General features: G+C 64.3%; 22 protein-coding genes and 1 tRNA gene. 14 read left to right on the top strand and 9 right to left on the bottom strand.

The window, feature by feature from the left end; genetic code table 11:
- The first annotated feature begins 112 nt into the window (after positions 1–112).
- The 6 genes from D5125_11130 (at position 113) to D5125_11105 (ending at position 5,305) form a co-directional block, all read left to right on the top strand.
- Entirely contained in the window at positions 113–1,231 is a 1,119-nt protein-coding gene (locus tag D5125_11130) for a hypothetical protein (protein ID QFY89993.1), read from the top strand.
- The gene (locus tag D5125_11125; protein QFY89992.2) at positions 1,228–1,656 is read left to right on the top strand and encodes a GtrA family protein; all 429 of its coding nucleotides are present in this window, start codon (positions 1,228–1,230) and stop codon (positions 1,654–1,656) included. The genes D5125_11130 and D5125_11125 overlap by 4 nt, the downstream gene beginning before the upstream one ends.
- Positions 1,653–2,636, top strand: a complete 984-nt coding sequence (locus D5125_11120) for a glycosyltransferase family 2 protein (protein ID QFY89991.1) — start codon at positions 1,653–1,655, stop codon at positions 2,634–2,636. Before D5125_11125 ends, D5125_11120 begins: the two co-directional genes overlap by 4 nt.
- 208 nt (positions 2,637–2,844) lie before the next feature.
- Complete coding sequence (gene nudE / locus D5125_11115) at positions 2,845–3,408, top strand: ADP compounds hydrolase NudE (GenBank protein ID QFY89990.1); 564 nt, start codon at positions 2,845–2,847, stop codon at positions 3,406–3,408.
- 2 nt (positions 3,409–3,410) lie between these two features.
- Positions 3,411–4,448 carry a thioredoxin fold domain-containing protein gene (locus D5125_11110; GenBank protein ID QFY89989.1) on the top strand — a complete coding sequence of 346 codons (1,038 nt, stop codon included), beginning with the start codon at positions 3,411–3,413 and terminating at the stop codon, positions 4,446–4,448.
- A gap of 194 nt (positions 4,449–4,642) precedes the next feature.
- A complete protein-coding gene (locus tag D5125_11105) occupies positions 4,643–5,305 on the top strand; it encodes a cytochrome b/b6 domain-containing protein (GenBank protein ID QFY89988.1) in 663 nt (220 codons plus the stop codon).
- A 29-nt stretch (positions 5,306–5,334) separates the two neighbouring features.
- Here D5125_11105 and corA read toward each other — a convergent pair whose 3' ends face one another.
- The 3 genes from corA to D5125_11090 form a co-directional block, all read right to left on the bottom strand.
- Entirely contained in the window at positions 5,335–6,279 is a 945-nt protein-coding gene (corA, locus tag D5125_11100; GenBank protein ID QFY89987.1) for a magnesium/cobalt transporter CorA, read from the bottom strand.
- 12 nt (positions 6,280–6,291) lie between these two features.
- Positions 6,292–8,004: a BatD family protein gene (locus tag D5125_11095; protein QFY89986.2), complete on the bottom strand. Its 1,713-nt coding sequence runs from the start codon at positions 8,002–8,004 to the stop codon at positions 6,292–6,294.
- A 484-nt stretch (positions 8,005–8,488) separates the two neighbouring features.
- The gene (locus D5125_11090) at positions 8,489–8,758 is read right to left on the bottom strand and encodes a DUF3387 domain-containing protein (GenBank protein ID QFY89985.1); all 270 of its coding nucleotides are present in this window, start codon (positions 8,756–8,758) and stop codon (positions 8,489–8,491) included.
- A gap of 305 nt (positions 8,759–9,063) precedes the next feature.
- Here D5125_11090 and D5125_11085 point away from each other — a divergent pair, with 305 nt between their 5' ends.
- The 4 genes from D5125_11085 (at position 9,064) to D5125_11070 (ending at position 14,743) form a co-directional block, all read left to right on the top strand.
- Positions 9,064–10,437 carry an efflux RND transporter periplasmic adaptor subunit gene (locus tag D5125_11085; protein ID QFY89984.1) on the top strand — a complete coding sequence of 458 codons (1,374 nt, stop codon included), beginning with the start codon at positions 9,064–9,066 and terminating at the stop codon, positions 10,435–10,437.
- The gene (locus D5125_11080; GenBank protein ID QFY89983.1) at positions 10,434–13,517 is read left to right on the top strand and encodes an efflux RND transporter permease subunit; all 3,084 of its coding nucleotides are present in this window, start codon (positions 10,434–10,436) and stop codon (positions 13,515–13,517) included. The genes D5125_11085 and D5125_11080 overlap by 4 nt, the downstream gene beginning before the upstream one ends.
- Positions 13,518–13,695: 178 nt before the next feature.
- The gene (gene aroE, locus D5125_11075) at positions 13,696–14,505 is read left to right on the top strand and encodes a shikimate dehydrogenase (GenBank protein QFY89982.1); all 810 of its coding nucleotides are present in this window, start codon (positions 13,696–13,698) and stop codon (positions 14,503–14,505) included.
- Between the two features lie 147 nt (positions 14,506–14,652).
- Positions 14,653–14,743 (top strand) — tRNA-Ser (locus D5125_11070).
- A gap of 252 nt (positions 14,744–14,995) precedes the next feature.
- On the opposite strand, the gene D5125_11065 is transcribed toward D5125_11070, so the two are convergent.
- Positions 14,996–15,214 carry a hypothetical protein gene (locus D5125_11065; GenBank protein ID QFY89981.2) on the bottom strand — a complete coding sequence of 73 codons (219 nt, stop codon included), beginning with the start codon at positions 15,212–15,214 and terminating at the stop codon, positions 14,996–14,998.
- Between the two features lie 318 nt (positions 15,215–15,532).
- Here D5125_11065 and pseF point away from each other — a divergent pair, with 318 nt between their 5' ends.
- The gene (gene pseF / locus D5125_11060) at positions 15,533–16,231 is read left to right on the top strand and encodes a pseudaminic acid cytidylyltransferase (protein QFY89980.1); all 699 of its coding nucleotides are present in this window, start codon (positions 15,533–15,535) and stop codon (positions 16,229–16,231) included.
- Between the two features lie 52 nt (positions 16,232–16,283).
- On the opposite strand, the gene D5125_11055 is transcribed toward pseF, so the two are convergent.
- The 5 genes from D5125_11055 to D5125_11035 form a co-directional block, all read right to left on the bottom strand.
- The gene (locus D5125_11055; GenBank protein ID QFY89979.1) at positions 16,284–17,387 is read right to left on the bottom strand and encodes an alkene reductase; all 1,104 of its coding nucleotides are present in this window, start codon (positions 17,385–17,387) and stop codon (positions 16,284–16,286) included.
- A 202-nt stretch (positions 17,388–17,589) separates the two neighbouring features.
- Positions 17,590–17,928, bottom strand: a complete 339-nt coding sequence (locus tag D5125_11050) for a P-II family nitrogen regulator (GenBank protein ID QFY89978.1) — start codon at positions 17,926–17,928, stop codon at positions 17,590–17,592.
- Between the two features lie 143 nt (positions 17,929–18,071).
- Positions 18,072–19,079: a hypothetical protein gene (locus D5125_11045; protein ID QFY89977.1), complete on the bottom strand. Its 1,008-nt coding sequence runs from the start codon at positions 19,077–19,079 to the stop codon at positions 18,072–18,074.
- Between the two features lie 2 nt (positions 19,080–19,081).
- The gene (locus D5125_11040) at positions 19,082–19,792 is read right to left on the bottom strand and encodes an ABC transporter ATP-binding protein (protein QFY89976.1); all 711 of its coding nucleotides are present in this window, start codon (positions 19,790–19,792) and stop codon (positions 19,082–19,084) included.
- Positions 19,792–20,937 (bottom strand): FtsX-like permease family protein, encoded by a 1,146-nt coding sequence (locus D5125_11035; GenBank protein QFY89975.1) that lies wholly within the window; start codon positions 20,935–20,937, stop codon positions 19,792–19,794. The genes D5125_11040 and D5125_11035 overlap by 1 nt, the downstream gene beginning before the upstream one ends.
- A 633-nt stretch (positions 20,938–21,570) precedes the next feature.
- On the opposite strand from D5125_11035, the gene D5125_11025 reads away from it, so the two are divergent.
- From D5125_11025 to D5125_17090, 3 genes are all read left to right on the top strand, one after another.
- On the top strand, positions 21,571–21,876 hold the full coding sequence (locus D5125_11025) for a HigA family addiction module antidote protein (GenBank protein ID QFY89974.1): 306 nt from the start codon (positions 21,571–21,573) through the stop codon (positions 21,874–21,876).
- Positions 21,877–22,182: 306 nt separating this feature from the next.
- Positions 22,183–23,199, top strand: a complete 1,017-nt coding sequence (locus D5125_11020; protein QFY91133.1) for a hypothetical protein — start codon at positions 22,183–22,185, stop codon at positions 23,197–23,199.
- A gap of 239 nt (positions 23,200–23,438) precedes the next feature.
- The gene (locus tag D5125_17090) at positions 23,439–23,630 is read left to right on the top strand and encodes a hypothetical protein (protein ID QPB72265.1); all 192 of its coding nucleotides are present in this window, start codon (positions 23,439–23,441) and stop codon (positions 23,628–23,630) included.
- Positions 23,631–23,696 lie beyond the last annotated feature (66 nt).

Here is a 23,696-nt window from a genome sequence, read left to right as displayed (position 1 = left end):
CTATCGACGCGGTGAAAAATGATTCAGTAGGGTGATAGGCAATGGCAAGGTTGTTTCACAGTAAGTTTTCGGCAATTTGTTCAGCATTTCACCGGTTAAGGAACCAACGATCATGAAACAAACAGCACCCCCGCAGAAAAGCCTAAAAACCCTAAACACCACACTCATCGCCGCACTGTCTGGCCTGTTGCTGCTCAGCCCTGCGGTGGCCAAGGAAAGTCCTGAGTTCGCCGACAAGGTGATCCAGGAACATGGCATCCAGGGCGCCCAGGCCGAGCGCCTGCGCCGCCTGCTCACCCAGGGCTACGGCCTGACGCGCAACATAGGCACGGAAGACCCCGATGCCTTCATCGGCCCGAACAACTCTTACCACCCGGTCAGCCGCGCCCAGTGCCGTGAGCGGGTACTGGATCAGGGGCTGATCAAGACCTCGACCGAGGACCAGGCCCTGTGTCAGGCCAAGTGGATGGTCCCGGTGCCCGGCGTCGATGGCAAGCCGGCCCTGTGCATGGATCAGTTCGAATTCCCCAACATCCCCTGTGAATACCCTTTGGTCTGGGTGCCCTCGCAGACCGCCCATCAGATCTGCCAGAGCATGGGCAAGCGCCTGTGCAACAGTCACGAGTGGGAGGGCGCCTGCGCCGGTGCCGTGCAGTCCATCGACAGCTATCGCTTTGACATCGGCAATGACCAGGCCCGCCGCCGCGCGGTGAATCAGGCACGGGAAAAGGTCTGGGCCTTCCAGCACCAGCCTGAATACGCCGAGCGCACCCGCTCTCAGGTGCTCTGCGCCGTGTATAGCGGCGAGGACCCGGATGTGCTGCCCGAGGCCCGCGCCAACATCTCCCCAGGCCCCATCCCCGGCCTGTCCCTCAACTGCGCCCCGCACAAGTCCGCCTACAAGACCTGCGGCACCAACAGCTGGCCAGCCGGTTACAAGCACGAATGCGTCAGTCGGCAGGGGGTCTATGACCTGCACGGCAACCTGGCCGAGGTGGTCAATCTGCCCAGCCACAAGGGCAATATCGCTCGGGGCAGGGTCACCGGCCTGACCGAGCGCAAGGGCTCATTCTTCGTTGATCGTTCCAAACTCAAGGGCCGGGGCGGGGTGCAGAAATACCCGGACGACTGCCGCGTGCGCCAGCCCTATGAGCACACCAAGGAGATCAGCAAGGACACTGGCCACTCCTTCTATCAAGAGGGCTTCCGCTGCTGCAAGGATGTACCTTGATTCGGGACTCGGGACTCGGGACTCGGGACTCGCCTCCCAGCAGGATTGCCGCCCAACGTCAGTTTTTGCGTTTTGGCCTGGTGGGGGTGCTGAACACGGCGCTGGATTTTGCGCTGTTTATCCTGTTCTACGGGGTCTTGGGGCTTGCGCCCCAGTTGGCCAACACCCTGGCCTTCTGGCTGGCGGCGAGCAACAGCTACTGGCTCAACCAGCGCTGGACCTTTGCCGCGAGCCAGCCCTCGCTGGGTGCCTATGGCCGCTTTCTGCTGTTCAACGCCGGCGGTCTGCTGATCAGCAGCCTGTTGCTGCACTGGCTGGGCCCCGTGATTGGTATGGCCTGGGCCAAGGCGATTGCCATCGGCCTTGGCTTCCTGTGGAATTTCACCCTATCCAAGCACTTTGTCTTCGCCCGACCCAAGCCATGACGGAAAAACTCTCCCTGCTGGTGCCCATGTACAACGAGGCCGAGGTCATCGACCCCTTCTTCCGGCGGGTCTTGCCCATCCTTGAGGGCCTGGGTCTGGACTGGGAGATCATCTGTGTCAACGACGGCAGTCAGGACGATACCCTGGAGCAGTTGTGGCGCTGGCATGAACGGGATGGCCGCATCAAGGTGATCAACCTGTCGCGCAATTTCGGCAAGGAGCGGGCCGTTACCGCCGCCCTGGACCTGGCCTGTGGAGACGCCGTCATCCCCATGGACGCCGACCTGCAAGACCCGCCGGAACTGATCCCGCAAATGATTGACCTGTGGCGGCAGGGCTTTGACGTGGTCAACGCCGTGCGCGCCTCCCGGCGCAGCGATCCACCGGCCAAGCGCATCACCGCCCGTCTGTTCTACCGCCTGATCAACGCCCTGGCCGAGACCCCCATCCCCAGCGACGCCGGGGACTTTCGCCTGCTCTCGCGCCGCGTCTGCGATGTGCTGCGCTCCATGCGCGAAAGCCACCGTTTCATGAAGGGCATGTTCGCCTGGGTCGGCTTTCCCACCACCAGCCTCACCTTCGAGCGCACCCCGCGCGCCGGCGGCCAGACCAAGTGGAACTACTGGCGGCTATGGAACTACGCCCTGGAGGGGATCATCTCGTTCAGCACGGTGCCGCTGAAGCTGGCCTCCTACCTGGGCCTGCTCGCCGCGCTGATCGGCCTGAGCTACGCCGGTTTTCTGGTGCTGCGCACCCTGCTGTTCGGCGACCCGGTACCGGGTTATCCTTCGATGATGACCGCCATCCTTTTCTTCGGCGGGGTGCAGTTGATCTTCATCGGCATCTTCGGCGAATACATCGCCCGCATCCACGACGAGGTCAAGGGCCGACCGATCTACGTCATCGACTCCACACGGGGCTTTGCCCCAGCTACCAGCGGTCAGCCATCAGCGGCCAGCCAGCAGCAGTCAGAGATGTAGCCCGGATGGAGCGTAGCGGAATCCGGGGTGAGCGCCAGCCGCCAGCCATCAGCGGCCAGCTAAAAAGGCATTTGGCCACAGACGACTCCATGGCCACCGATGATCCAGTCATCGGTTTGGCATGACCTACCTCCCTGTAGGCCCGACGGAGGAGCTAGGGCGAAGCCTGGAGCCAGAGCCGAGCACACAGAGAGATAGCCCGCCAAGCATGAGCAAAAACTCCCGCCCCCTGCCCCAGATCCACCACCGTGAGCTGATCGCCGATACCGGCATCTTCCGTGTTCAGTCCCTGGAGCTGGAGTTCAGCAACGGCGCTTGCCGTCGTTATCAGCGCATCCTGGGCTCACCCCAGGGGGCGGTGCTGGTGGTACCCCTGCTGGATGCCGACACCCTGCTGTTGATCCGGGAATACGCCACCGCCATGGAACGCTATGAACTGGCCTTTCCCAAGGGCCATATCGAGGCGGGCGAGAGCGCCGAACAGGCGGCCAACCGCGAGCTGCAGGAGGAGGTGGGCTATGCCGCCGAGCGGCTGGAGCCGCTGGACTCGGTCACCCTGGCGCCGGGCTATCTGCAACACACCACACACCTGGTGCTGGCGCGGCGGCTGTATCCCCAACGCCTGCCCGGTGATGAACCCGAGCCCATCGAGGTGGTACCCTGGCCCCTGAGCCGCAGCGACGAGCTGCTGGGGCGCACCGACTTCACCGAGGCCCGCTCCCGGCTTGCCTTGCTGCTGTTACAACGCCACCTGAACCGCCCGAAGGAGTAGCCATGCCTCTGCGCCGTTTATTGATCCACCTGGGTCTTGGCCTGTGCGCCGCCCTGCTCCTGGGTGCCCCGGCCCTGGCCGAGGATGACCCGGATGACGCGCCCCTGTTCAACGACGCCCCACTGCCCGAGGGGCATGAGCACCCCAGCTGGTTCGAACGCAGCTTTCTGCACCTGGGCGAGGACCTGGAGGAGGCCGTGGCCGCTGGCAAGAGCGGCCTGATCGTCTATTTTGGCCAGCCGCGCTGCCCCTACTGCCGCATGATGCTGGAGCACAACTGGGGGATGGCGGACATAGTCGCCTACACCCGGCAGCATTTCGATGTGGTGGGGCTGAACATCTGGGGCGCGGAAGAGCTGACCGACCTGCAGGGCCAGGCCATCAGCGTGCGTGACTTTGCCCTGCGCGAGGATGCCAACTTCACCCCCTCGCTGATCTTCTACGATGCCCAGGGCCGTCAGGCGCTGATGCTGCGCGGCTACTACCCGCCCTACAAGTTCCGCGCCGCCCTGGAATACGTGGCCGGTGGTCATTACCAGCGCGAGCCCTTTCTGGCCTTCCTGGAGCGGGGTGATGCCACCCTCACCTTCGAGCCCGGCGAGCTGAACGAGGAGCCCTTCTTCGCCAAGCCGCCGCACCAGCTGGACCGCAGCCGCCACCCCGGCGAGCGCCCGCTGGTGGTGTTCTTCGAGCGCGGCGACTGTCATGCCTGCAATGTGCTGCACGCCCAGACCCTGCGCGACCCCGCCCTGCTGTCCCTGTTCCATCGATTCGATGCCGTGCAGCTGGACATCGGCTCGCAGCAGCCGCTGATCACCCCGGACGGCCAGCGCAGCACCCCCCGCGACTGGTCCCGGCAGCTGGGGCTGTTTTACACGCCCTCGCTGCTGTTCTTCGACGAACAGGGCCGGGAGATCATGCGGGTGGACTCGGTGGCCTATTTCTTCCGCCTGCGCGCCGTGCTGAACTTCATCCTCAGCAAGGGCTACCAGCAGCAGCCCAACTTCATGCGCTGGGCGATGCAGAGGACTGAGGACTGAGGACTGAGGACTGAGGACAGAAGACTGAAGACAGAGGACTGAGGACGGAAGGCTGATGATCAACCAGCTGAAAATAGGATGTTTAGTTTGTGGAAATCGATCCGATCAGCGGTTTTTGGGGTACCCTATCCTCTGTCCTCTATCATCTGTCCTCTGTCCCCTGACCTCTGTTCTCTGAATATGAGCCCTACAGCATGACCCCCGAACCCATCCAACGTCTGCCCATCTGGGATGGCTGGCTGCGTTTCAGCCATGCCCTCATCGGCCTGGCCTGCCTGGCGCTGCTGGTCAGCGGCTGGCTCATGCGTTATGCGCCGAGCCTGACCGAGACCGCCATCGACTACCACTACCTGAGCGCCGCCCTGTTGGTGTTCGCCCTGTGCATACGCCTGGCCCTGGCCATCTCCAGCGACCCCGTGCAGGGGGCCAGGGCCCTGCTGCCGCAGCGCAACGAATGGCCGGGCATGGTCGCCATGCTACGCTTCTACCTCAGCCTGGGCCGCGCCCCACTGCCGCGCTGGTATGCCCAGAACCCCCTCTGGCGGCCCATCTACCTGCTCATCTATCTGCTGCTCCTGGTGCTGGCGCTCAGTGGCGGGCTGATGGGCGATCGCCTGGTACTGCTCGGCATCTATCTGCCCAGCCTGCACCGGGAACTGGCCTCGGTGATGTTCTGGCTGATCCTGCTGCACCTGCTGGCGGTGATACTGCATGACCTCAGGGGCAAAAACAGCGACATCTCCGCCATGGTCCACGGCCAGCGCTGCTTCAGCATCGACCGGCCCAATGTCGAACTGCCGGCGCAACCGGTCAGCATATCCCCGCAACAGATCGGCGGCCGGGGCAAGGATGAATAAAACCCCGCACCGGACACAGTGCTCAAGAACTACAGCCAGCCCTTGCGCTTGAAGTAGATGAAGGGGCCGGAGCCTGCGATGAACATCAGCAACAGAGCCAGGGGGTAGCCCCAGGGCCAGGCAAGCTCGGGCATGTGCTGGAAGTTCATGCCGTAGATCCCGGCGATCAGGGTCGGCGGCAGGAACACCAGGGCGGTGACGGAGAAGATCTTCAGGATGCGGTTCTGCTCCATGTCGATGAAGCCCTGGGTGGCGTTGAGCAGAAAATCTGCTTTATCAGAGAGAAAATCGTTGTGCGGCAGTATGGTGGCGATGTCTGCCAGCACGGCGTTGCCCTGCTTGCGGTATTTCTTGTTCACCATCGGCTGGCGCAGAATGAAGCGCATGTCGCGCTGCACGTCCATCAAGCCCAGGCGCACCTTACCCACCAGGTCCTCCTGCTCGGCCAGGCCGTCGATGGCCGACTCCAGATCGGCGTGACGGCGTCCCATCACCTTGCGGCTGATCTCCTCCAGATCGCGGTAGGCCTGCTCGATCTCGTCGGCCAGGCCATCCACCTTGATATCCATCAGCGCCATGAGTATGGCCAGGGCGTCCGGCAGCGGGGTGACGCGGTTGCGGTTGCGCCGCCGCAGCAGACGGATGTGGGGCAGCTCATGGCTGCTGATGGAGATCAGCCCGCCATCCTTGAGGATAAAGGCGGTATTCAGATTGGTGGGCACCCCATCGGGCCGGTAGAAGAACAGGCTGTTGACCTGAAAGCCGTCGATCAGGCTGACGTGAAAGGAGCTTGACTCCAGCTCTTCGATATCGCGCAGGCTGGGCAGGGGCTCGCTGCACAGGCTCTGGGCAAAGGCCATCTCCTCGCGGCTCGGCCGCACCAACTCCAGCCAGTGATTGGACAGGGTCTCCGTGGTCTGATGGGCCTTCAGCCGCAGCAGGCGGTCATGGTCCAGGCGGTAGATAGTGAGCATGGGGACCTCCCGTCACAGCTGGGGATTCAGCGCGGGCAGCTGCCAACCCTGCCGGGGCTGACCCAGACGCAGCAGGCGCAGGGGGTTGGGACGGATCTGACGCTTGAAGCGGCGCTTCCAGTTGGCAAAGTCGCTCACCTGGCCCTGGGCGCTGAACAGGTCGGCCTCCAGCTCGCGCAGCAGTTGGCGCAGCTCCTCTGGCCGCTTGGGCCGATGCAGGCGGATGATCTCCTCGGCCAGCTGGGCCATGGGCCGCTGGGCGGTGATGCCCAGGCGACGATTGAGCAGAAAGCGCAGCACCTGGGCCCAGTCGTCGGGATCGGTCTCCTGATCGGCGGCGCGCACGCAATACCAGAGGCGGAAGGAGCGCGGCAGCAGGTTGGCGAACAGGCGGCGCAGGCGATGCATCTGGCGTTGCGGCGAGAGTCGCGCGGCCAGGGGCTCAAGGCGGCTGCTCAGGGGATGCAGCACCAGCACCAGCCAGTTGCGCAGACCCTGGCCAAGGGAGCGGCTGCGCGCCCAGACCCAGCTCCAGTACAGCCCGGCGACAAAGGCGAAGACAATCATCGGCAGCCAGAACAGCCAGCCCTGGCTGCCGACGAAGGGGATATCGCTGAACTTGTCCGACAGGTCGTGGAACATGGCCCCGCTACCGATCAGGCGGGCCGGGATGATGGCGGTCTCCTTACGCTGCCGCTCGGCGTTCCACCAATCCAGGCGGATGGCCGGGATCTGCAGCCGATTGCCCTGCTGGGGCACCAGGGTGAACCGATCCATGCGTCGGCCGATCAGCCGACCCTGCTTGTCGATGCGGCCGCTGGTCTCGGTCTTTTCCCGATAGACGCTGTGCTGGGGGCTGTGCAACTGGGCCTCCAGAGAGGGCAGCTGATTCCCGCTCATGCCCTCGGCGGTCTGCTCCAGCACCAGGGTCAGCGGCTGGCCCTCGGCCACCTGTTCGTCGTTGAGCAGGCTGGCATCCAGTTCCAGGTTGGTCAGCGGCAGCCAGGGGCGCACACTGGGGTCGGCCTCGCGGATACTCAGGCGGATCGGCAGGCCAGAGTCGGCGCTGTACTCGGTACCGCCTGCCACGCGCCCACTCACCCGCAGCGGCGGCAGCTCGATATCACCGCTCTGCATGGGGGTCAGCTGATAATACTGACGGTTGACGATCTCGCGGCGGCCGTTGCGGATGCGCGCCTCGGCACTGGTCTCGCCCAGTTCACGCAGCACCAGGGCCTGGGTCTGGGGCAGGTCCACCGCTAGGGTGCTGAGGTTTTCCTGGCTGATGATCTCCAGGCCAAGGATCAGGTTCTGGTGCACATAGGCCTGGGTCTGGTGCAGTTGCACCTGCACCCGAGGCTGGCCAGCGCCGCCGGTCACGGCGGGCTTCTGCCCCGGCCAGGACAGCTGGGGTTGCCCCCCCGCAGCAGGCCAGCCGGGTTGCTGGGGCTGACCCCAGGGCGGCTGCGACTGGCCGTAGCCGAAGGGGCCAGGGGCGCTGCCGGGCCGACCCGGCGGATAGCCATAACTCCAGCTTTGCTGATAAGGGGTCGGGCCGTCCGGGTTCTGACTGCTCCAGCTGCGCTGCTGGGTGGGGATCGGCTGGGGATAGACGCCACGGGCATCGGTATCGCCCTGCGGCCGATAGCTGAGCCCCTGCTGCCCAGGCAGCGGCTGGGCCGCCAGACCGGTGCAGAACAGCAGCAGGAACAATCCAAGGATCATGGGGCGAGACGGCCAGCCCGGAAAATGAACGTCCGCTCGCCCCGATCGTTCCCGACCGCCAGGGCCAGCGATGATCCAGTCATCGGTTTGACATGACCTACATCCCTGTAGGCCCGATAGCGGAAGTGCCAGACTTGCTGGGAACACTCGCCACCCTCTCCCCAACCCCCTGCCGGGGGGAGGCGACTGCAGGCACGCAGGAGGTAGAACAGCGTCAGGAACAGCTGTCGAGGGAGCAAACGAGCGCCTTGCGACTTTCACGCTAAAATGGGACCGCCAAGGGGTCAGGGAGGTAGCAGAATTCATTTTTTGCTTATATCTCATAGTCTATTTCCGCCTGGCCTGAGGCAAGAAACCGGAACCAAAAAAGACGCGGAGGAGGCATGCGTTGATGCGGAACCAACCGCCAACACGGGGCCTGTCGCGCAACCAAGCGGCCTTCCCGGTTACCCTGCATCCCCAGCTTACCACCCGCAGGGCCGGATCACGATGTCCAGCTATCCACCAACAACACCACCTGCTTCAGGATGGTCTCTGTGGCGGCCACCTGCGTGTCTGTCGGGTAGCCGTACTTACGCAATACCCTTCTCACGATCACCTTCAACATGGAGCGCGCGCTCTCCTTCACCGTCCAGTCGATGGTGGCGTTCTGCTTCACCTTATCCACCAACTCACGGGCAATCAATCGTAATTGTTCGTCACCTGGCACCTGCGCGGCACTACCCTTGACCTCCAGGGCGTCATAGAAGGCCAAGTCGTCAACTCAAGACATTCACTGGCTGCTTAGCCCGTTCGCTGGGCGAAGTCGTGCGAGGGCAGCTTGCTGCGCGACCTGCCAGGGCTACTTGCAACGCGATCAACGCTACCCGCCAAGGTCGCCCGGCAAGACCGGCCTCCCACCCCAGGCCACGCACGGCCCGCCAAGCCGAGATCATGGCTGAGATACATGGGTAATCAGGAAACCCGTACATCGACAGCGGTGGGCCGCTGGCCCTGGTCCTGGATTGATGGGTTAACATAATCCCCCTCAACACACCCGCGCCCTGCGCCTGGAGCCCCATGCCCACCTCATCCCTGCGTCCCTTTTGGGTCTTGCCGCCGCTGTTGCTTGGCTTGGCCCTGGTCCTCCTGCTGCCCCGTTTCAGTCGGCCGCCGCAACCGTTGGAGCAGGCCGAGCGGGCGGTCAAGGTGAGGGTGATCGAGGCTACCCCTGCGCCCCTGGTGCCACGCGCCCTGGGCTATGGCAGGAGCCAGCCGCTGGACCGCTGGGATGGGGTGGCCGAGGTGGCCGGAACCCTGGTCTGGCTTGCCGATGAACTCAGGGCCGGTGAGCTGGTGGCCAAGGGCCGCCCGCTGCTGCGCATCGACCAGGCCCCTTACCGGCTGGCGCTGGCCCAGGCCAAGGCCCAGCTGCAGGCCCTGCGGGTCAAGCTGGTCACCACCGAGCGCCTGATCGCCCTGGAGCAGCAGGGGCAGGCGCTGCTGCGGCGGGAACTGGAACGCAAGCGCCAGCTCAACCGCGATGGCTCCCTCTCCACCACCCAGCTGGAGGAGGCCGAGCGGGCCTGGCTCAAGGGCGAGGTGGTCGTGCAGGGGCTGAGCAACAGCCAGGAGCTGACCCGCGCCGAGATCACCGTGGCCGAGACCCAGCAGGCGGCGGCCGAGTTGGACCTGGCCCGCACTGAGCTGCGCGCCCCCTTTGACCTGCGCCTGGCCGAGGTGCTGGTGGGGCCGAGCCAGTACGTCAGCAAGGGCCAGCGCCTGCTGCGCGGCGACGGCATCGAGGTGGCGGAGGTGGAGGCACGCTTTCCGGTAGGTGCCCTGCGCCCCCTGCTGCGCCAATCCCAGGCAAGCTCGGGCGAACAGCCGCCAACGCCCCTGCGACGCACCCCTGGGGCCATGCGCTTGCAGGCCAGGGTCCGTCTGCACAGCGCGACCCACTCGGTGGAATGGCCGGCCCAGGTCACGCGGGTGGCCGGCGAGGTCGATCCGCAGACCCAGACCATCGGCGTGGTGGTGCGGATCGACAAGCCCTATGCCCAGGCGCGGGTGGGTGAGCGGCCACCGCTGATGCGCGGCACCTTTGTCGAGGTGGAGCTGAGCCGACCCAGTCAGGGTCGGCCGATCCTGCTGCCGCAATCGGCCCTGCGCAAGGGTCAGGTCTATCTGCTCGATGCCGACAACCGGCTGCTCATGCGCCCGATCAAACCGGCCCTGACGCAGGGCTCGGTAATCGCCGTGCGGCACGGCCTGGAGCCGGGCGAGCGGGTGGTGGTATCGCCCCTGATGCCCGCCGTGGAGGGTATGCTGCTTGATCCCGAGGACGACCCCAAGCTACTGCAACGCATCCAGCAGGAGGCAGGCGGCGCGGCCACGCGGCAGGGGGCTGGTCAGTCTCAAGGCGGGCGTCAGGGCAAGGACGGCGGCGCATGATCGCCTACTTCGTCCGCCACCCCACCGCCGCCAATCTGTTGATGCTGGCGCTGATGCTGTTGGGCCTCAGCGCCCTGCCCAAGTTGCAGCGCGATACCTTTCCGCTCACCCCGCCGAGCGAGGTGGAAATCCGCTTTGCCTACCCAGGGGCGAGCCCGGCGGAGGTGGAGCAGCGCCTCTGTCCGCGCATCGAGGAGGCCCTGGAGCGGGTCACCTACCTGCGTGAACAGCGCTGCATGGCCCGCGAGGGGCTGGCCCTGGCCACAGCGGTGATCGAGGAGGGGCGACCAATCGAGCCCTTTCAGGCCGAGATCCAGCGCCAGGTGGACGCCATCACCGGCCTGCCCGAGCTGGTCGAGCAGCCCAGGGTGGAGATCCTGGAGCGTATCGCCAGCGTTGCCGGGATCATGATCACAGGCCCCATGTCGGTCGAGGACCTGGCCGATTACGCGCGCAAGGTGAAGGCGCGGTTGCAGGCGGACCGACGCATCGCCCGGGTCGATCTGCGCGGTTTCTCCGCCCAGCAGATCCTGATCGAGACGCGCCGCGAGGTGTTGCAGCGTTACGGCATGGGCCTGGCCGAACTGCGCGCCGCCATCGAGCGGCAGAGTCTCGACCACCCGGCCGGCAGCTTCATCGGCAGCGAGGGCGAGATCAGCCTGCGCCTGACCCAGGAAAGGCGCACGCCACAGGAATTCCGTGACCTGGTGGTGCGGGCAGACGCCGCAGGCGGCCTGGTGCGGCTGGGGGAGATCGCCCGCATCAGCCGTGTGTTCGAGCACCCCGAGGAGCAGATCCTGTTCAACGGCAAGCGCGCCGCCCTGCTTGAGATCAGCAAAAACCACACCCAGGACTCCCTGCGCGTGCGTGACGCCATCGGCGAGCTGCTCAAGCGCGAGCAGGCCATGGCAGCACGCGGGGTGGAGCTGACCATCAGTCAGGATGTCACCAGCAATATCCGCGACCGCCTGCGCATCCTCATCGACAACGGCCTGCAAGGGCTGCTGCTGGTCTTCCTTACCCTGTGGCTGTTTTTTAATCTGCGCTACAGCTTCTGGGTGGCCATGGGACTGCCGGTCTCCTTCCTCGGTGCCCTCTTCTTCATGCAGCTGTTCGGCTACAGCCTCAACATGATGACCCTGGTGGCCCTGCTGGTGGCCATAGGCCTGCTGATGGACGACGCCATCGTCATCGCCGAAAACGTGGCGGCGCGTATGCAGCGCAGCGGCGATGCCCTGCAAGGGGCGCTGGAGGGGAGCCGTCAGGTGCTGCCGGGGGTGCTCTCCTCCTTCCTCACCACGCTGATGATCGTCGGCCCCCTTGCCTTCCTTGCCGGCAAGATGGGGGCGGTGCTCAAGTACATCCCGGCGGTACTGCTGATCGCCCTGGCGGTGAGCCTGATCGAGGCCTTTCTCATCCTCCCCGCGCACCTGCGTCATGCCGGGCTCGGCGCGCGCCGATCGGCCCCGCACCGGGGTTTCGACCGCGCCTTCTGCGGCCTGCGCGATGGCCTGTTCATCCCCCTGCTGCAACGCGCCCTGGTCCAGCCCTTTCTCACCCTGGGGCTGATCCTGGCCCTGGCGTTGGCCTCCTACGCCATGATCCCGGCCGGCCAGCTCAAGTATCAGGCCCTGCCCGTGCTGGAGAGCGATGTGATCCAGGCACGCCTGCTGCTGCCCCAGGGCAGCGACTTCGCCCGTACCCAGGACCTGATGCAGCGCATCGAGACAGGCCTGGACGCCGTGCGCAAGGCCTTTCCCCAGGCCGATGACGAACCCCTGGTCCGGCAGGTCTCGCTGCTCTACGCCAGCAACCCCGATGTCAGCGAAAGCGGTGCCCATCTGGCCACCCTGAGCGCCGACCTGCGCCCCGCCGCTGAGCGCAGCGGCGAGGTGCCGGCAATGCTGGCGGTGTGGCGCGAGGCGGTCGGCCCGCTGCCCGATGCCCTTGCCCTGCGTTTCACCGACAAGGAGCGTGGCGTGGCCGGTAAGGCGATCGACATCCGCGTCATGGGGGGCCAGCTGGCGCAGATCGAGGCGGCGGCGACCGAATTACGCGACTGGCTGGCGGGCTTTGACGGGGTGCTGGATGTCAGTTCTGACCTACACCCAGGCAAGCCCGAGTATCGGGTGGTACTGCGCGATCAGGCCGCCAGCCTAGGCCTGGATGCGCGCAGCCTGGCCAGCGAGCTGCGCGGCGCGGTGCATGGCACCACGGCGCTGGAGGTGATACTCGCCGGTGAGCCCCACGACGTGCTGGTGCGCCTGCACGCTGACGACCTGCACGGCATAGAGGATCTCCAGCAATTGCCCGTGCGCAGCAGCAGCGGTGAACTGGTCCCTCTCTCCGCCGTGGCACGCATCCTGCCAACCCAGGGCTATGCCCGCCTCCACCGGGTCAACGGCCTGCGCACGCTGACCCTCAGCGGCAGCATAGATAGCACCCGGATCAACGCCCGCGAACTCATGGGGCTGACCAAGCGCGAGCTGTTGCCCAGGCTGAACCAGCGCTATCCGGGGGTACGGTTCGGTTTCGTCGGTCAGGGCAAGGAGAGCGCCGAGACAGGCGGCTCCCTGATAACCAACCTGGTCATAGGCCTGATTGGGATCTTTATCGTCCTGTCGTTGCAGTTTCGCAGCTACCTGCAACCCCTGGCGGTGCTCCTGGCCCTGCCCAGCGGGCTGGTCGGCGTGGTCTGGGGGCACCTGGCATTGGGGCTGGAGCTTTCCATGCCCAGCCTGGTGGGCCTGGCCACCCTGCTGGGCGTAGTGGTCAACGACAGCATCCTGCTGGTCGGTTTCACCCAGACCTACTACGCCGCCACGGGTAACATGCTGGACGCGGCGCTGGAGGCGGCGCGGGACCGTTTTCGCGCCGTGCTGCTGACCTCGCTCACCACCATCGCCGGGCTGCTGCCGCTGCTGCTGGAGCAGAGCACCCAGGCCCAATTGCTGATCCCGCTGGTGGCCAGCCTAGCCTTTGGGCTGCTCAGCGCCACCCTGTTGTCGCTGTTCTTCATCCCCGCCTGCTTCCTCGCCCTTGCCGAACTTGGCTGGTACCGGGATCGGGCCCAGGAGTGAGTCCGCAACCCGGTGATTTCATGTTTCCAGCCACTGCCCAACCCATGTTAGAAATACGACCCTCCATTCAGACTCATTTCATATTGGACAAGGCCGTAGCTCGACATTTGTTCGGGTCTTCGCTCTAATCGAGCTTCTTTGCGTCACTTTTACGTCCTTAGCATTCCGGATTTATCCCATGACTGATCGTTATGCCGTTATCGGCAACCCCATAGCCCACTCCAAATCACCCTTGATCCACGCCGCCTTTGCCGTGCAGACCGGTGCAGACATCGACTATGGAACTATCCTTAGCGAGGACTTCGAGCAGGATGTGCGCGCCTTCTTTGCCGCTGGAGGCAAGGGGTTGAATGTGACCCTGCCTTTCAAGGAGCAGGCCTGGGCCTTGGCCGATGAGCGCAGCGCGGCGGCGCAACTGGCCGGGGCGGTGAACACGCTCATGCCGCAGGCCGGTGGCCGACTGCGCGGAGAGAACACCGATGGTACCGGGCTGGTGCGCGATCTGACGCAAAACCATGGTGTTGAGATCAAGGCCAAACAGCTGCTGCTGCTGGGTGCCGGAGGGGCCTCGCGCGGGGTGCTGCGGCCTTTGCTGGAGCAGGGCCCGGCACAGCTGCTGATTGCCAATCGCACCGCAGCCAAGGCACGCGACCTGGCAACCCTGCTGGCCGATCCCAGAGTGCAGGGCTGCGGGCTGGATGAGCTGGCGGGGCAGGGGTTTGATTTGATCATCAACGGCACGGCGGCCGGCCTGGGCGGCCAGGTACCCGACATCCCACAGGACTGCCTGCAACCCGGCGGTGTCACCTACGACATGATGTACGCCACAGAACCCACCGCCTTTGTACGCTGGGGCCAGACGCACGGGGCCAGCAAGGCGCTGGACGGGCTAGGTATGCTGGTGGAACAGGCGGCGGAATCCTTTTACCTGTGGCGTGGTGTGCGGCCGCACACGGCACCGGTCATCCAGCAACTGGGCAGGGTGTAGAGCGAAGCGCCAAATAGGGCGCAGGGGCCTTGGACCGGGCCCGTCTGTCAGGAGCCTGCGTCAGGAACGGTTGTCAATCGCGCATTTCTCGGATAAAGTGCGCCGTCTTGGCCAGCCGCAAGCAAATCCAGTGGCCGACCAGGTTCCGGAGAGGTGTCCGAGTGGCTTAAGGAGCACGCCTGGAAAGTGTGTGTACGTTAATCGCGTACCGAGGGTTCGAATCCCTCCCTCTCCGCCAATCAAAAACATCAAGCAGAAAATGTTGGGTTAGGCTGCGCCAACCCAACCTACGAAGACATCGCCTGCATTGCCGACACCTACCACGCCTGACGCAGCAAAGAAAATGTAGGTCGGGTTAGCGATAGCCTAACCCGACAAACCGACTGCACGAGCGGGAGAACGGTCCAAATTTCCCAGATTTTTCTTTGTGTTGGACGACTATGCGCCTCAAAATCGTGTAAATTTGTTCCCGCTCTCCCCAGTCCCGTGCTTACTCTGACTTCTCCTTTTTCTTGCTTGGCTTATTGCGGCAGTAGCTTTTAACCTCGCTTCCGGAGGATGTTTTATACCCCTTTACCCAGCTGCAGGCCTCGGCCTCAAGGCATTTCTTTTCTTCAAGGCCTTTGCACTCGTTTGCCTGCACGGCCGATGCCGCCGACAAAGCCATTACAAAAACCAAAACAACGAGACTCTGGTGTTTCTTGATCATCAAAATGCTCTCCATAGGTGATTGAACTGATTCAGAACTGACCTGGATGAACCCGCAATCCAAGCCGGAGCCAAACTACCCCTTTTTTTACAGGGAAGTCAAACCTTTTGGGCAGATGGTCAACATTTAGCCGCTCTAAGATAGTTATTATTTAATGACAATCGTTATTTCTACTAGACAAACAGGATCTGTTGCCAGGAGAATCCGTCTCGGTGGGCGGCGCGCTGTAGCGCAGCAAACCATCCTGTTATCCGTTTGATGAGAGCCTGCCAAATCCAACCGGCTGTTTGGCCTGACGCTTGACCGAAGGAGCCCTTTATGACCAGCATTGCCATCATCCCTGCCCGTGGCGGCAGCAAGCGTATCCCACGCAAGAATATCAAGGATTTTCTGGGTCGGCCGATGATCGGCTACCCGATAGAGGCGGCCCGCTTGAGTGGGCTGTTTGGGCGCATCATCGTCTCCACCGATGATGCCGAGATTGCCCACATTGCCCGGCAGCAGGGTGCCGAGACCCCCTTTACCCGGCCGGCCGAGCTGGCCGATGATCAGGCGGGTACGACGCCGGTGGTGCGCCATGCCATCAACTGGCTGCTGGAGCAGGGCGAGGCCCCGGAGCTGGTTTGTTGTATCTATGCCACGACGCCCCTGCTGACCAGCGAATACCTGGTTCAGGGCTGGCAGGCCTTGCAGGACCGGCCGGAGAAGGACTTTGCCTTCTCCGTCACCAGCTTTCCCTATCCCTTTCAGCGTGGTCTGAAACTGACCACTGAGGGTGGCGTGGCCCCGTTTTTTCCGGAGTTCATTCCGTGCCGGTCCCAGGACCTGGAACCGGCCTACCATGATGCCGGGCAGTTCTATTGGGGCCGAACCCAGGCCTGGCTTGGGGATGGGGGTATGTTCAGCGATCGAGCCAGGCCGGTGATTTTGCCGCGTTTTCGGGTGCAGGATATAGATGACGAAGAGGATTGGCAGCGGGCGCAGATGCTTTATCGGGCGATCCATTCAACCCCATAGACGGGAACGAAGGCAGGACCTGCGTGCCGTCCCTGGCCTGATTGGTAGAGGGCTATGCGGAATGGCTGGGATAGTCGGTGTAGCCCTTGGCATCTCCGCCGTAGAAGGTGTCCGGGTCCGGGCTGTTCAGCGGCCAGCCGTGCTCCAGCCGGGCCGGCAGGTCGGGGTTGGCGATGAAGGGTACGCCAAAGGCCACCAGATCGGCCAGGTTCTGATCTATGGCCTGTTTCGCCCGTTCGGCATCGTAACCGCCGCAGAGGATCAGGCAGCCGTTGAATTGGGCGCGCAGCAGGGGGATCAGCCCCTCGGGGATGGCCGGCATACCGAAGGTGGCCTGGTCGTTGATGTGCAGGTAGGCGATCTCCCGGCGGCTCAGTTCAGCGGCCAGGTAGAGGAAGCAGGCCTCCATCTCCGGGTCCTCGGGCATGGCGTTGAAGCGGCCATTGGGGGAGATGCGCAGGCCCACCCGCTCGGCACCTATGGCGGCAGTGACCGCATCCACCACCTCCAGCAGGAAGCGGCAGCGGTTCTCCCGGCTGCCGCCGTAGGCGTCGTCGCGGGTGTTGACCACCGAGTTGAGGAACTGGTCGAACAGGTAGCCGTTGGCGGCGTGGATCTCTACCCCGTCCATGCCGACGGCGAGGGCATTTTCGGCGGCATTGACGAATTCGGCGCGGACCCGGTCCATGGCCTCGGCATCCATGGCCACCGGCTTGCTGGTGGCCAGGCCTCCGGTCGGGTTGCCCTGGGCGTCCAGGGCGAAGCAGACGGCCCCCTCGGGTTGCACGGCGGTAGGGCCTTCCGGGTGCTCGCCGGGCGGTTGCAGGCTGTCGTGGGAGATGCGGCCAACGTGCCAGATCTGGACGAAGATGCGCCCATCGGCCTGGTGCACGGCGTCGCTCACCGCCCTCCAGCCCGCCACCTGGGCCGGGGTGTAGATGCCTGGGGTCCAGAGGTAGCCGCGGGCGCGGCTGGATACGGGAACGCCCTCGGTGATGATCAGCCCGGCACTGGCACGCTGGGCGTAGTACTGGGCCATCAGGGGTGTCGGCTCATCGGCCACCTGGGCCCGGGAGCGGGTCATGGGGGCCATCACCACGCGGTTTTTCAGGTCGAGGGATTTGAGCGCATAGGGCCGGAACAGGGGATGAGACATGGGACCTCCGGGTCAGAAGACAGAAGACAGATGACTGGGATCTGGTTCAGGGGCGTTCAGCATGGCGCAATCAGAGGCGATGATCAACCGGCCAGACAGAAGACGGAGGACGGAGGACGGAGGACAGAATTTTGCGTCGCTACGCGACAGATCAATAAACCTGGCACAAAACACCTCTGTCCTCTGTCCCCTGTCCTCTGAATCACACCGCCAACTCGTCCTCTTCGCCGGTACGGATGCGGATTACCTTGTCCACCGGATAGACGAAGATCTTGCCGTCACCGATCTTGCCGGTACGGGCGGCACCGGTGATGGCATCCAGGCATTGTTCCAGCTGGTCGTCGTTGATCACGACCTCAATCTTCACCTTGGGCAGGAAGTCCACCACGTATTCGGCACCCCGGTATAGCTCGGTATGCCCCTTCTGACGACCGAATCCCTTGACCTCGGTGGCGGTCATCCCGGTGATCCCCACTGCGGATAGCGCCTCGCGCACATCGTCCAGCTTAAAAGGTTTTATGATGGCATCGACCTTTTTCATCAGTGAACTCCTTCTGTTGGGTGTTGGACAGGCAAGGGGGCATTCTAACCTGAAAGCGGTGGGCTTCGCCCATTATCGGAACGGGGCGAAAAACCCTGGCCTCTTCCCAGCTCACACCTCTGAGCCGGGCCTGGCGTTCCCCGCTACCACCACACCCCGCCCATGCTCAGATTCGAGCGCAGCACCACCCAGGCCGTCAACAGATAGAAGCACAGAAACAGGCCCAGGGCGACCCAGGTCAGGCGTGGGGCCATGCGCGCCACCGCCTGGCTCAGGCTGGGGATGCGGTGCCAGGGGGATACCAGGCTGGCGGCCAGGGCCAGGGCGGTGCCGGCAAACAGCGGCAGATAGAGCAGATAGCCGACATAGTCATGACCCTGCTTGAGGATGCAGAAGGGGCAGTGGTGATGCGGGTGCTCGTAGATATAGAGGGCGATGAAGGAGACCATGGCGGCCAGGGCGACGCCAAAGGCGGCCAGGCTGAGCAGGGCAAACAGGGCGCCGCCTTGGGTGTTGCGGCCATGGTAGATACCCGCGGCAAACAGGGCAGCGGCGCTGGCCAGCAAGGACCAGAGGGCGCTGGCGGGGCTTAGACCGGCCAGCTCCGCCGCCACCCCCTCGGCATCGCTGGAGAACAGGCTGCCGCAGCAGGAGGTGATGACGTCCGGGTCCATGGCGAGAAAATGCGCCAGCTGCAGGCCGAACTCCGCCAGGGCCAGGGGGGCGATGAGCAGCAGCAGGCGGTATTTGAGGCGGATCAGGGGGTAGTTACGGCCCTGGTTGTCCAGATGATTGAGTACCAGCCAGACCGCGCCGGCAAAGAACAGGGCGATCTTCAGATACAGCGCCGGCCAGCCATAGCCATTGACGTTGAGTACGCCGGTGGCGCACATGGCACCGACGAACTGGCCGGACAGGGACTCGGCGTTATACACAAACAACAGCAGGGAGAGCAGCTGCGCGGCAAAGGCCCAGGCCAACAGGGTGGAGATCAGGTAGGTGCGCCGCTCCAGCACCAGCTGGCGTTCGCTGCCGCTGCCCAGGTCCCAATGGCGCAGCAGCTGCGCGGCAAAGCCGCTGGCCAGCAGCAGCATGAGGCTCACGGTGGCCGACACCAGCACCAGGGCGAGGATGGCGGGGGAGAGCAGCATGGCTAGCCCGCTCCCTGGTTCAAAACCTGATTCAAGACCTGATCCAGCACCTGGCCATCGTGCAGCTCCACCACCCGATCGACGCAGCCGGCCTCAAACACCAGGGGGTCATGGCTGGTGATGAGCAGGGTCTTGCCGCCGCGGCGCAGCTCTTCCACCAGGCCCATGAACTCCGCCGACAGGCGGCTATCCAGGTTGGCGGTGGGCTCGTCGGCGATGATGATGCGCGGCTCGTTGATCAGGGCGCGGCAGATGGCCACCCGCTGCGCTTCGCCACCGGACAGCCATTCCACCCGATCGTTGCCGCGCCCGGCCAGGCCAAAGCGCTCCAGCAGGGCCTCGGCCCTGGCCACCAGCTCGGCATGGGGCGGGGCCAGGGGGTAGGCCGGCAGCATGACGTTATCCAGCAGGCTCAGGCCGGGGATCAGGTTGAAGCGCTGGAATACAAAGCCGAAGGTGTGGCGGCGGATCTCGGTCATGAAGCGCTCCGGCAGACCGGACAGCATCTCATCGCCCAGGGTGATGCGCCCCGAGGTGGGCCGCGACAGGCAGCCGATCATGGACAGCAGGGTGGTCTTGCCCGAGCCGCTGGCCCCCTTCAGGCAGGTCACGGCGCCAGGGTCTATCGCCAGGGACACGCCGCGCACCGCCCAGAACTCATTGCTGCGGCCCTGATTGAAGGCCTTTTTCACGTCGTGGAGCCTGATCTGCATTAGCGCATCTCCTGATCGGGGTCGGTAATGGCACAGCGCCACACTGGGATGATGGTCGCCACGCTGTAGGGAAACACGGTAAAGAAAAACAGCGTCGCCAGCTCCAGGCCATCCAGGCTGGGGTGCTGGCGGAACGGCGGATAGAGCACCGCCCAGCCCTTGAGCACCGAGTCGAATACCGCGCCCAGCCCCAGCCCCAGGGCCAGATAGGCCGCCAGGGTGCCGATGATAAAGGCGCTGAGGGAGATAAAGGCCCCCTCCCAGAACTTCATCCGCAGCAGATCACCGGTCTCCCAGCCCACCGCCTTGAGGATGCCGATCTCGCGCCGCTCCTCCAGGCTCAGGCCGGCGGCCTTGTCCCAGGCAAAGATGGCAAAGGCCATCAGCGCCCCGGCCAGCAGCAGAAAGATCATGCCCTGACGCCAGGCAAACAAGCTGTCATAGGTGCGCTCTATCTCCTCGCGCAGCAGGGGGCGGCTATCGGGCAGGGCCAGGGTCAGCTTCTCGGCGATCTTGCGCACCTCGCGCGGGTTGCGCACCCAGAGCGCCAGGTCGGTGAACTGCCCCTCAGGAATGGCGAACAGGCGGCGAAAATCCGCCTCGGACAGCACGACCTGGGCGGCGCTGGTCAGGGCGGAGGGATCATCCAGCAGGGCCTTGACCTGGAGGCTGTGGGCCGGGTCCATGGCCTGGTCCAGGCTGAGGTAAAAGTTGATGTCATCACCGGGCCTGAGCGAGCGCGCCAGGGCCAGATCGGCGCCGATCAACACCTCGCCCGGCGCCAGGTCCAGCGCCGGATCGACGCGCATGGCGTAGGTCTGACCATCGGCGGCATCCTGGAAATAGCTCCACAGCCGCCCCTGGCGCTGACTGACCCCGCGCAGCCGGCCCATGCGGTGCAGATAATCCGCCGGGATCAGGGCATGACGCCCGCCCTGCATGCGCTGCACCAGGATCTCCGGCGAGTCCGCCAGCAGCAGCTCGGCCTCCTTGCGCAGGGACTGGGCGCTGAACATCACCGAGGCGAGCAGAAAGACAATGCCGACATAGACCAGCAGCAGGGCCAGATTACGCCCCTTGCGCCGCGCCAGGGCGGCCAGGCTGAAGCGCAGCAGATAGGCTTGATGACGCAGCACAGCGGGCATGAGAAGGTTCCAGGGCAAGGCCAATGCCCGGCTATGTTAACGACGAGGACAGGGGAAGCAAGCCTTTGCGGTGGTCAGCGGTCAGCCATCAGCGGCCAGCCGTCAGCCGTCAGCCTACCAGCCGATCCTCCTGGACGCAGAGAACGCAAAGGAGCGCAAAGGACGCAGAGAAGAATGGAGCGCTAGGGCCACTCGCCCCTTTATTGTGAAACTCGCGCAGCGCTCGTTTACTCCCCCTCCCCCCGGGAGGCGACTGCATGGATGCAGGAGGTAGGGCGACGCAGGATGCCAAAGCCGAGGATGCCGATAGGGACCGCCCTTCGACAGGCTCAGGACAGCGCTTCGCTGCATTCGGGCTACGGGGCTGCTGATTACCAAGTCCCGAACCCCGAGTCCCGATGCAGCCAGGAGATATTCCATGTTCCCGGTCGTCATTGCCAGCTCCATGAATGTCGGGTGGGAGGGCAGCTTGCTGCGCGACTCGCGATGTTCTAGCCGTCCGACAGAACAGGCCTATCACCCCAGGGTTTATGTAACATGTAAACGGCCCTTGGTGCATTACCTTCGAATTTGTCGGTGGCAATGCCTATGAGGTAGATTTCGAGCAATACCACTGAGCGAGGAACAACCTCCATGATCACCACAGCAATGCCAGACCCCAATCGTTGCCCGCCACATCCCGGTGAGGTGATTGAAGACCTGCTGGCGGATTTGGACTACAGCAAGAGCCGTATTGCTCAGATGCTGGGGATATCACGCCAGCAATTGCATGCCATACTGGCCGCACGCAAGCCCGTATCACCGGAAATGGCCGCACGACTGGGCAAGCTGTTCGGCAACGGCCCCGTCCTGTGGCTTCGTCTCCAGGCCGCCTATGATGCCTGGCATGTGGAACGTGAAATTGATGTCAGTCAGGTGCCATCCTTGAGAGTGGCCTGATCCATTCAGATCAATAACTCTGGCAGCGCGAGTTGTACTCGGCTTTCTTTCTCACGTCTTGAGCTCCTGCGCTTCACCCTGATCTCCTCTGTTTGGTCAGCCCGCCCTTGCCGCGTACCACCCGGACCCCCCCCAAGCACCCCAGGCATGGTAGCCTGTGCGCCTTTTTTGCGCCCGGAGATTGCTGTCATGGCCATTGAGCAACTCGCCCCGCCTGGGGTTAGCCCAACCGCTGGGCCGGGGCGGCCCGGCCTGCCTGGATTGACCGGGCGGGAGCTGTTGCTGCAGGCCGAACAGGCAGGGGCCATGGAGGCGATCATTGCCGCCCTGGAGGCCCTGGCGGCCCTGCCGGGCTATCGGCAGGCGGTGGCGCAGCGCTTGGGCCGTCCGGGTGCCGTACAGCCGGGGCCGCTGGGCGGCTGTCTGGGCTATGACTTTCACCTGGGTCCTGCGGGCCCGGCGCTGATCGAGATCAACACCAACCCCGGCGGCCTGCTGCTCTGCGCCCGGCCGGAGGATGGCCTGGAGTCGGCCATTCTGGAAATCTTTCAGCAGGAATGGCGGCAGGCCGGAGGCGAGGGGCTGCCGCGTCGGCTGCTGATCCTGGACGAGAGCCCCAGCGAGCAGTTTCTCTACCCCGAGTTCCTTGCCTATCAGGCCCTGTTTCAGGCTGCGGGCATTGAGGCGCGCATCGGTGATCCGCGCCAGCTGCACCTGCAGGATCAGCGCCTGTGTCTGGGGGATTGGCCGGTGGATTTCGTCTATAACCGACTGACCGATTTTGCCCTGCAGCAGCCGGCCCATCAGGCCCTGCGCCAGGCCTATGAGCAGGCCTGGGTGGTGCTCAGTCCGCACCCCTGGGCCCATGCCCTGCATGCCGACAAGCGCAACCTGGCCCTGCTGACGCAACCTGAGCGCCTGGCCGACTGGGGGCTTTCGCCGCAACAGCTACAGGTGCTGGCCCTGGGCGTGCCGCGCACCCGCGAGGTGCAAGCGGACAATGCCGAGGCCCTGTGGCGTCAGCGCCGTGGCCTGTTTTTCAAGCCTGCTCAAGGCTATGGCAGCAAGGGGGCCTACCGGGGCGACAAACTGACCCTGAGGGTCTGGCAGACCATCTGCCAGGGCGGCTATGTGGCGCAGGATTGGGTGGCGCCCAGCCGGGTGCCCGGCCCCGAGGGCGAGCTGAAGCTGGATCTGCGCTATTTCGTCTATGCCGGGCGCACCCTGCTCAGGGTGGCCCGGCTGTACCAGGGACAGACCACCAATCTGCGCACTCCGGGCGGGGGATTTGCGCGAATTCAGTTAGAAGACTGTGGCAAATGACCCAATATTTCACTTATTGCGGACGGGGTTGTGGGCTGCTCTCGGGCTCCAGGCTTGTCTCTGTCGGCCAGACCGGCGCTCATTTTGCGAAAAATCAATTATTTGCTTGGGCAGTAGCGCATAACGGGAGCGGCTGTGGGGCTGGGGGCTGCGTGCAAGGCCGGGCTGGCCTTGTTTCTGGCTTGTTGTAGCCTAAGTCACCAGATCGTTCCCTAGACAGTAACAGAGGAGAGATGACCGTGAACCAAGTCCCCATGAGCCAGACCCTAGAGCAAGCCCCTGCCAAGCCGCTGCCCTCCCTGCTGGCCGGCGCGGGCCTGACCCTGGCCTCTCTGATTTTGCTACCCGCCCTGGCCCAGCGCGTGGGCATGGGTCCGGCCCTCACCGGCGCCCTGCGCGCTGCGCTGATGAAGGCCTCGCATAAGGTTTGAGCCTCAAATCAGGACGCAGAGGACGCAAACGACTGCATGGCCACCGATGATCCAGTCATCGGTTTG

This window comes from gamma proteobacterium SS-5 (genome assembly GCA_009497875.2).
Classification (GTDB): domain Bacteria; phylum Pseudomonadota; class Gammaproteobacteria; order Chromatiales; family Chromatiaceae; genus Magnetovirga; species Magnetovirga frankeli.
The sequence above is the reverse complement of the archived record's forward strand: the minus strand, read 5'-3'. Positions and strand labels throughout refer to the sequence as shown.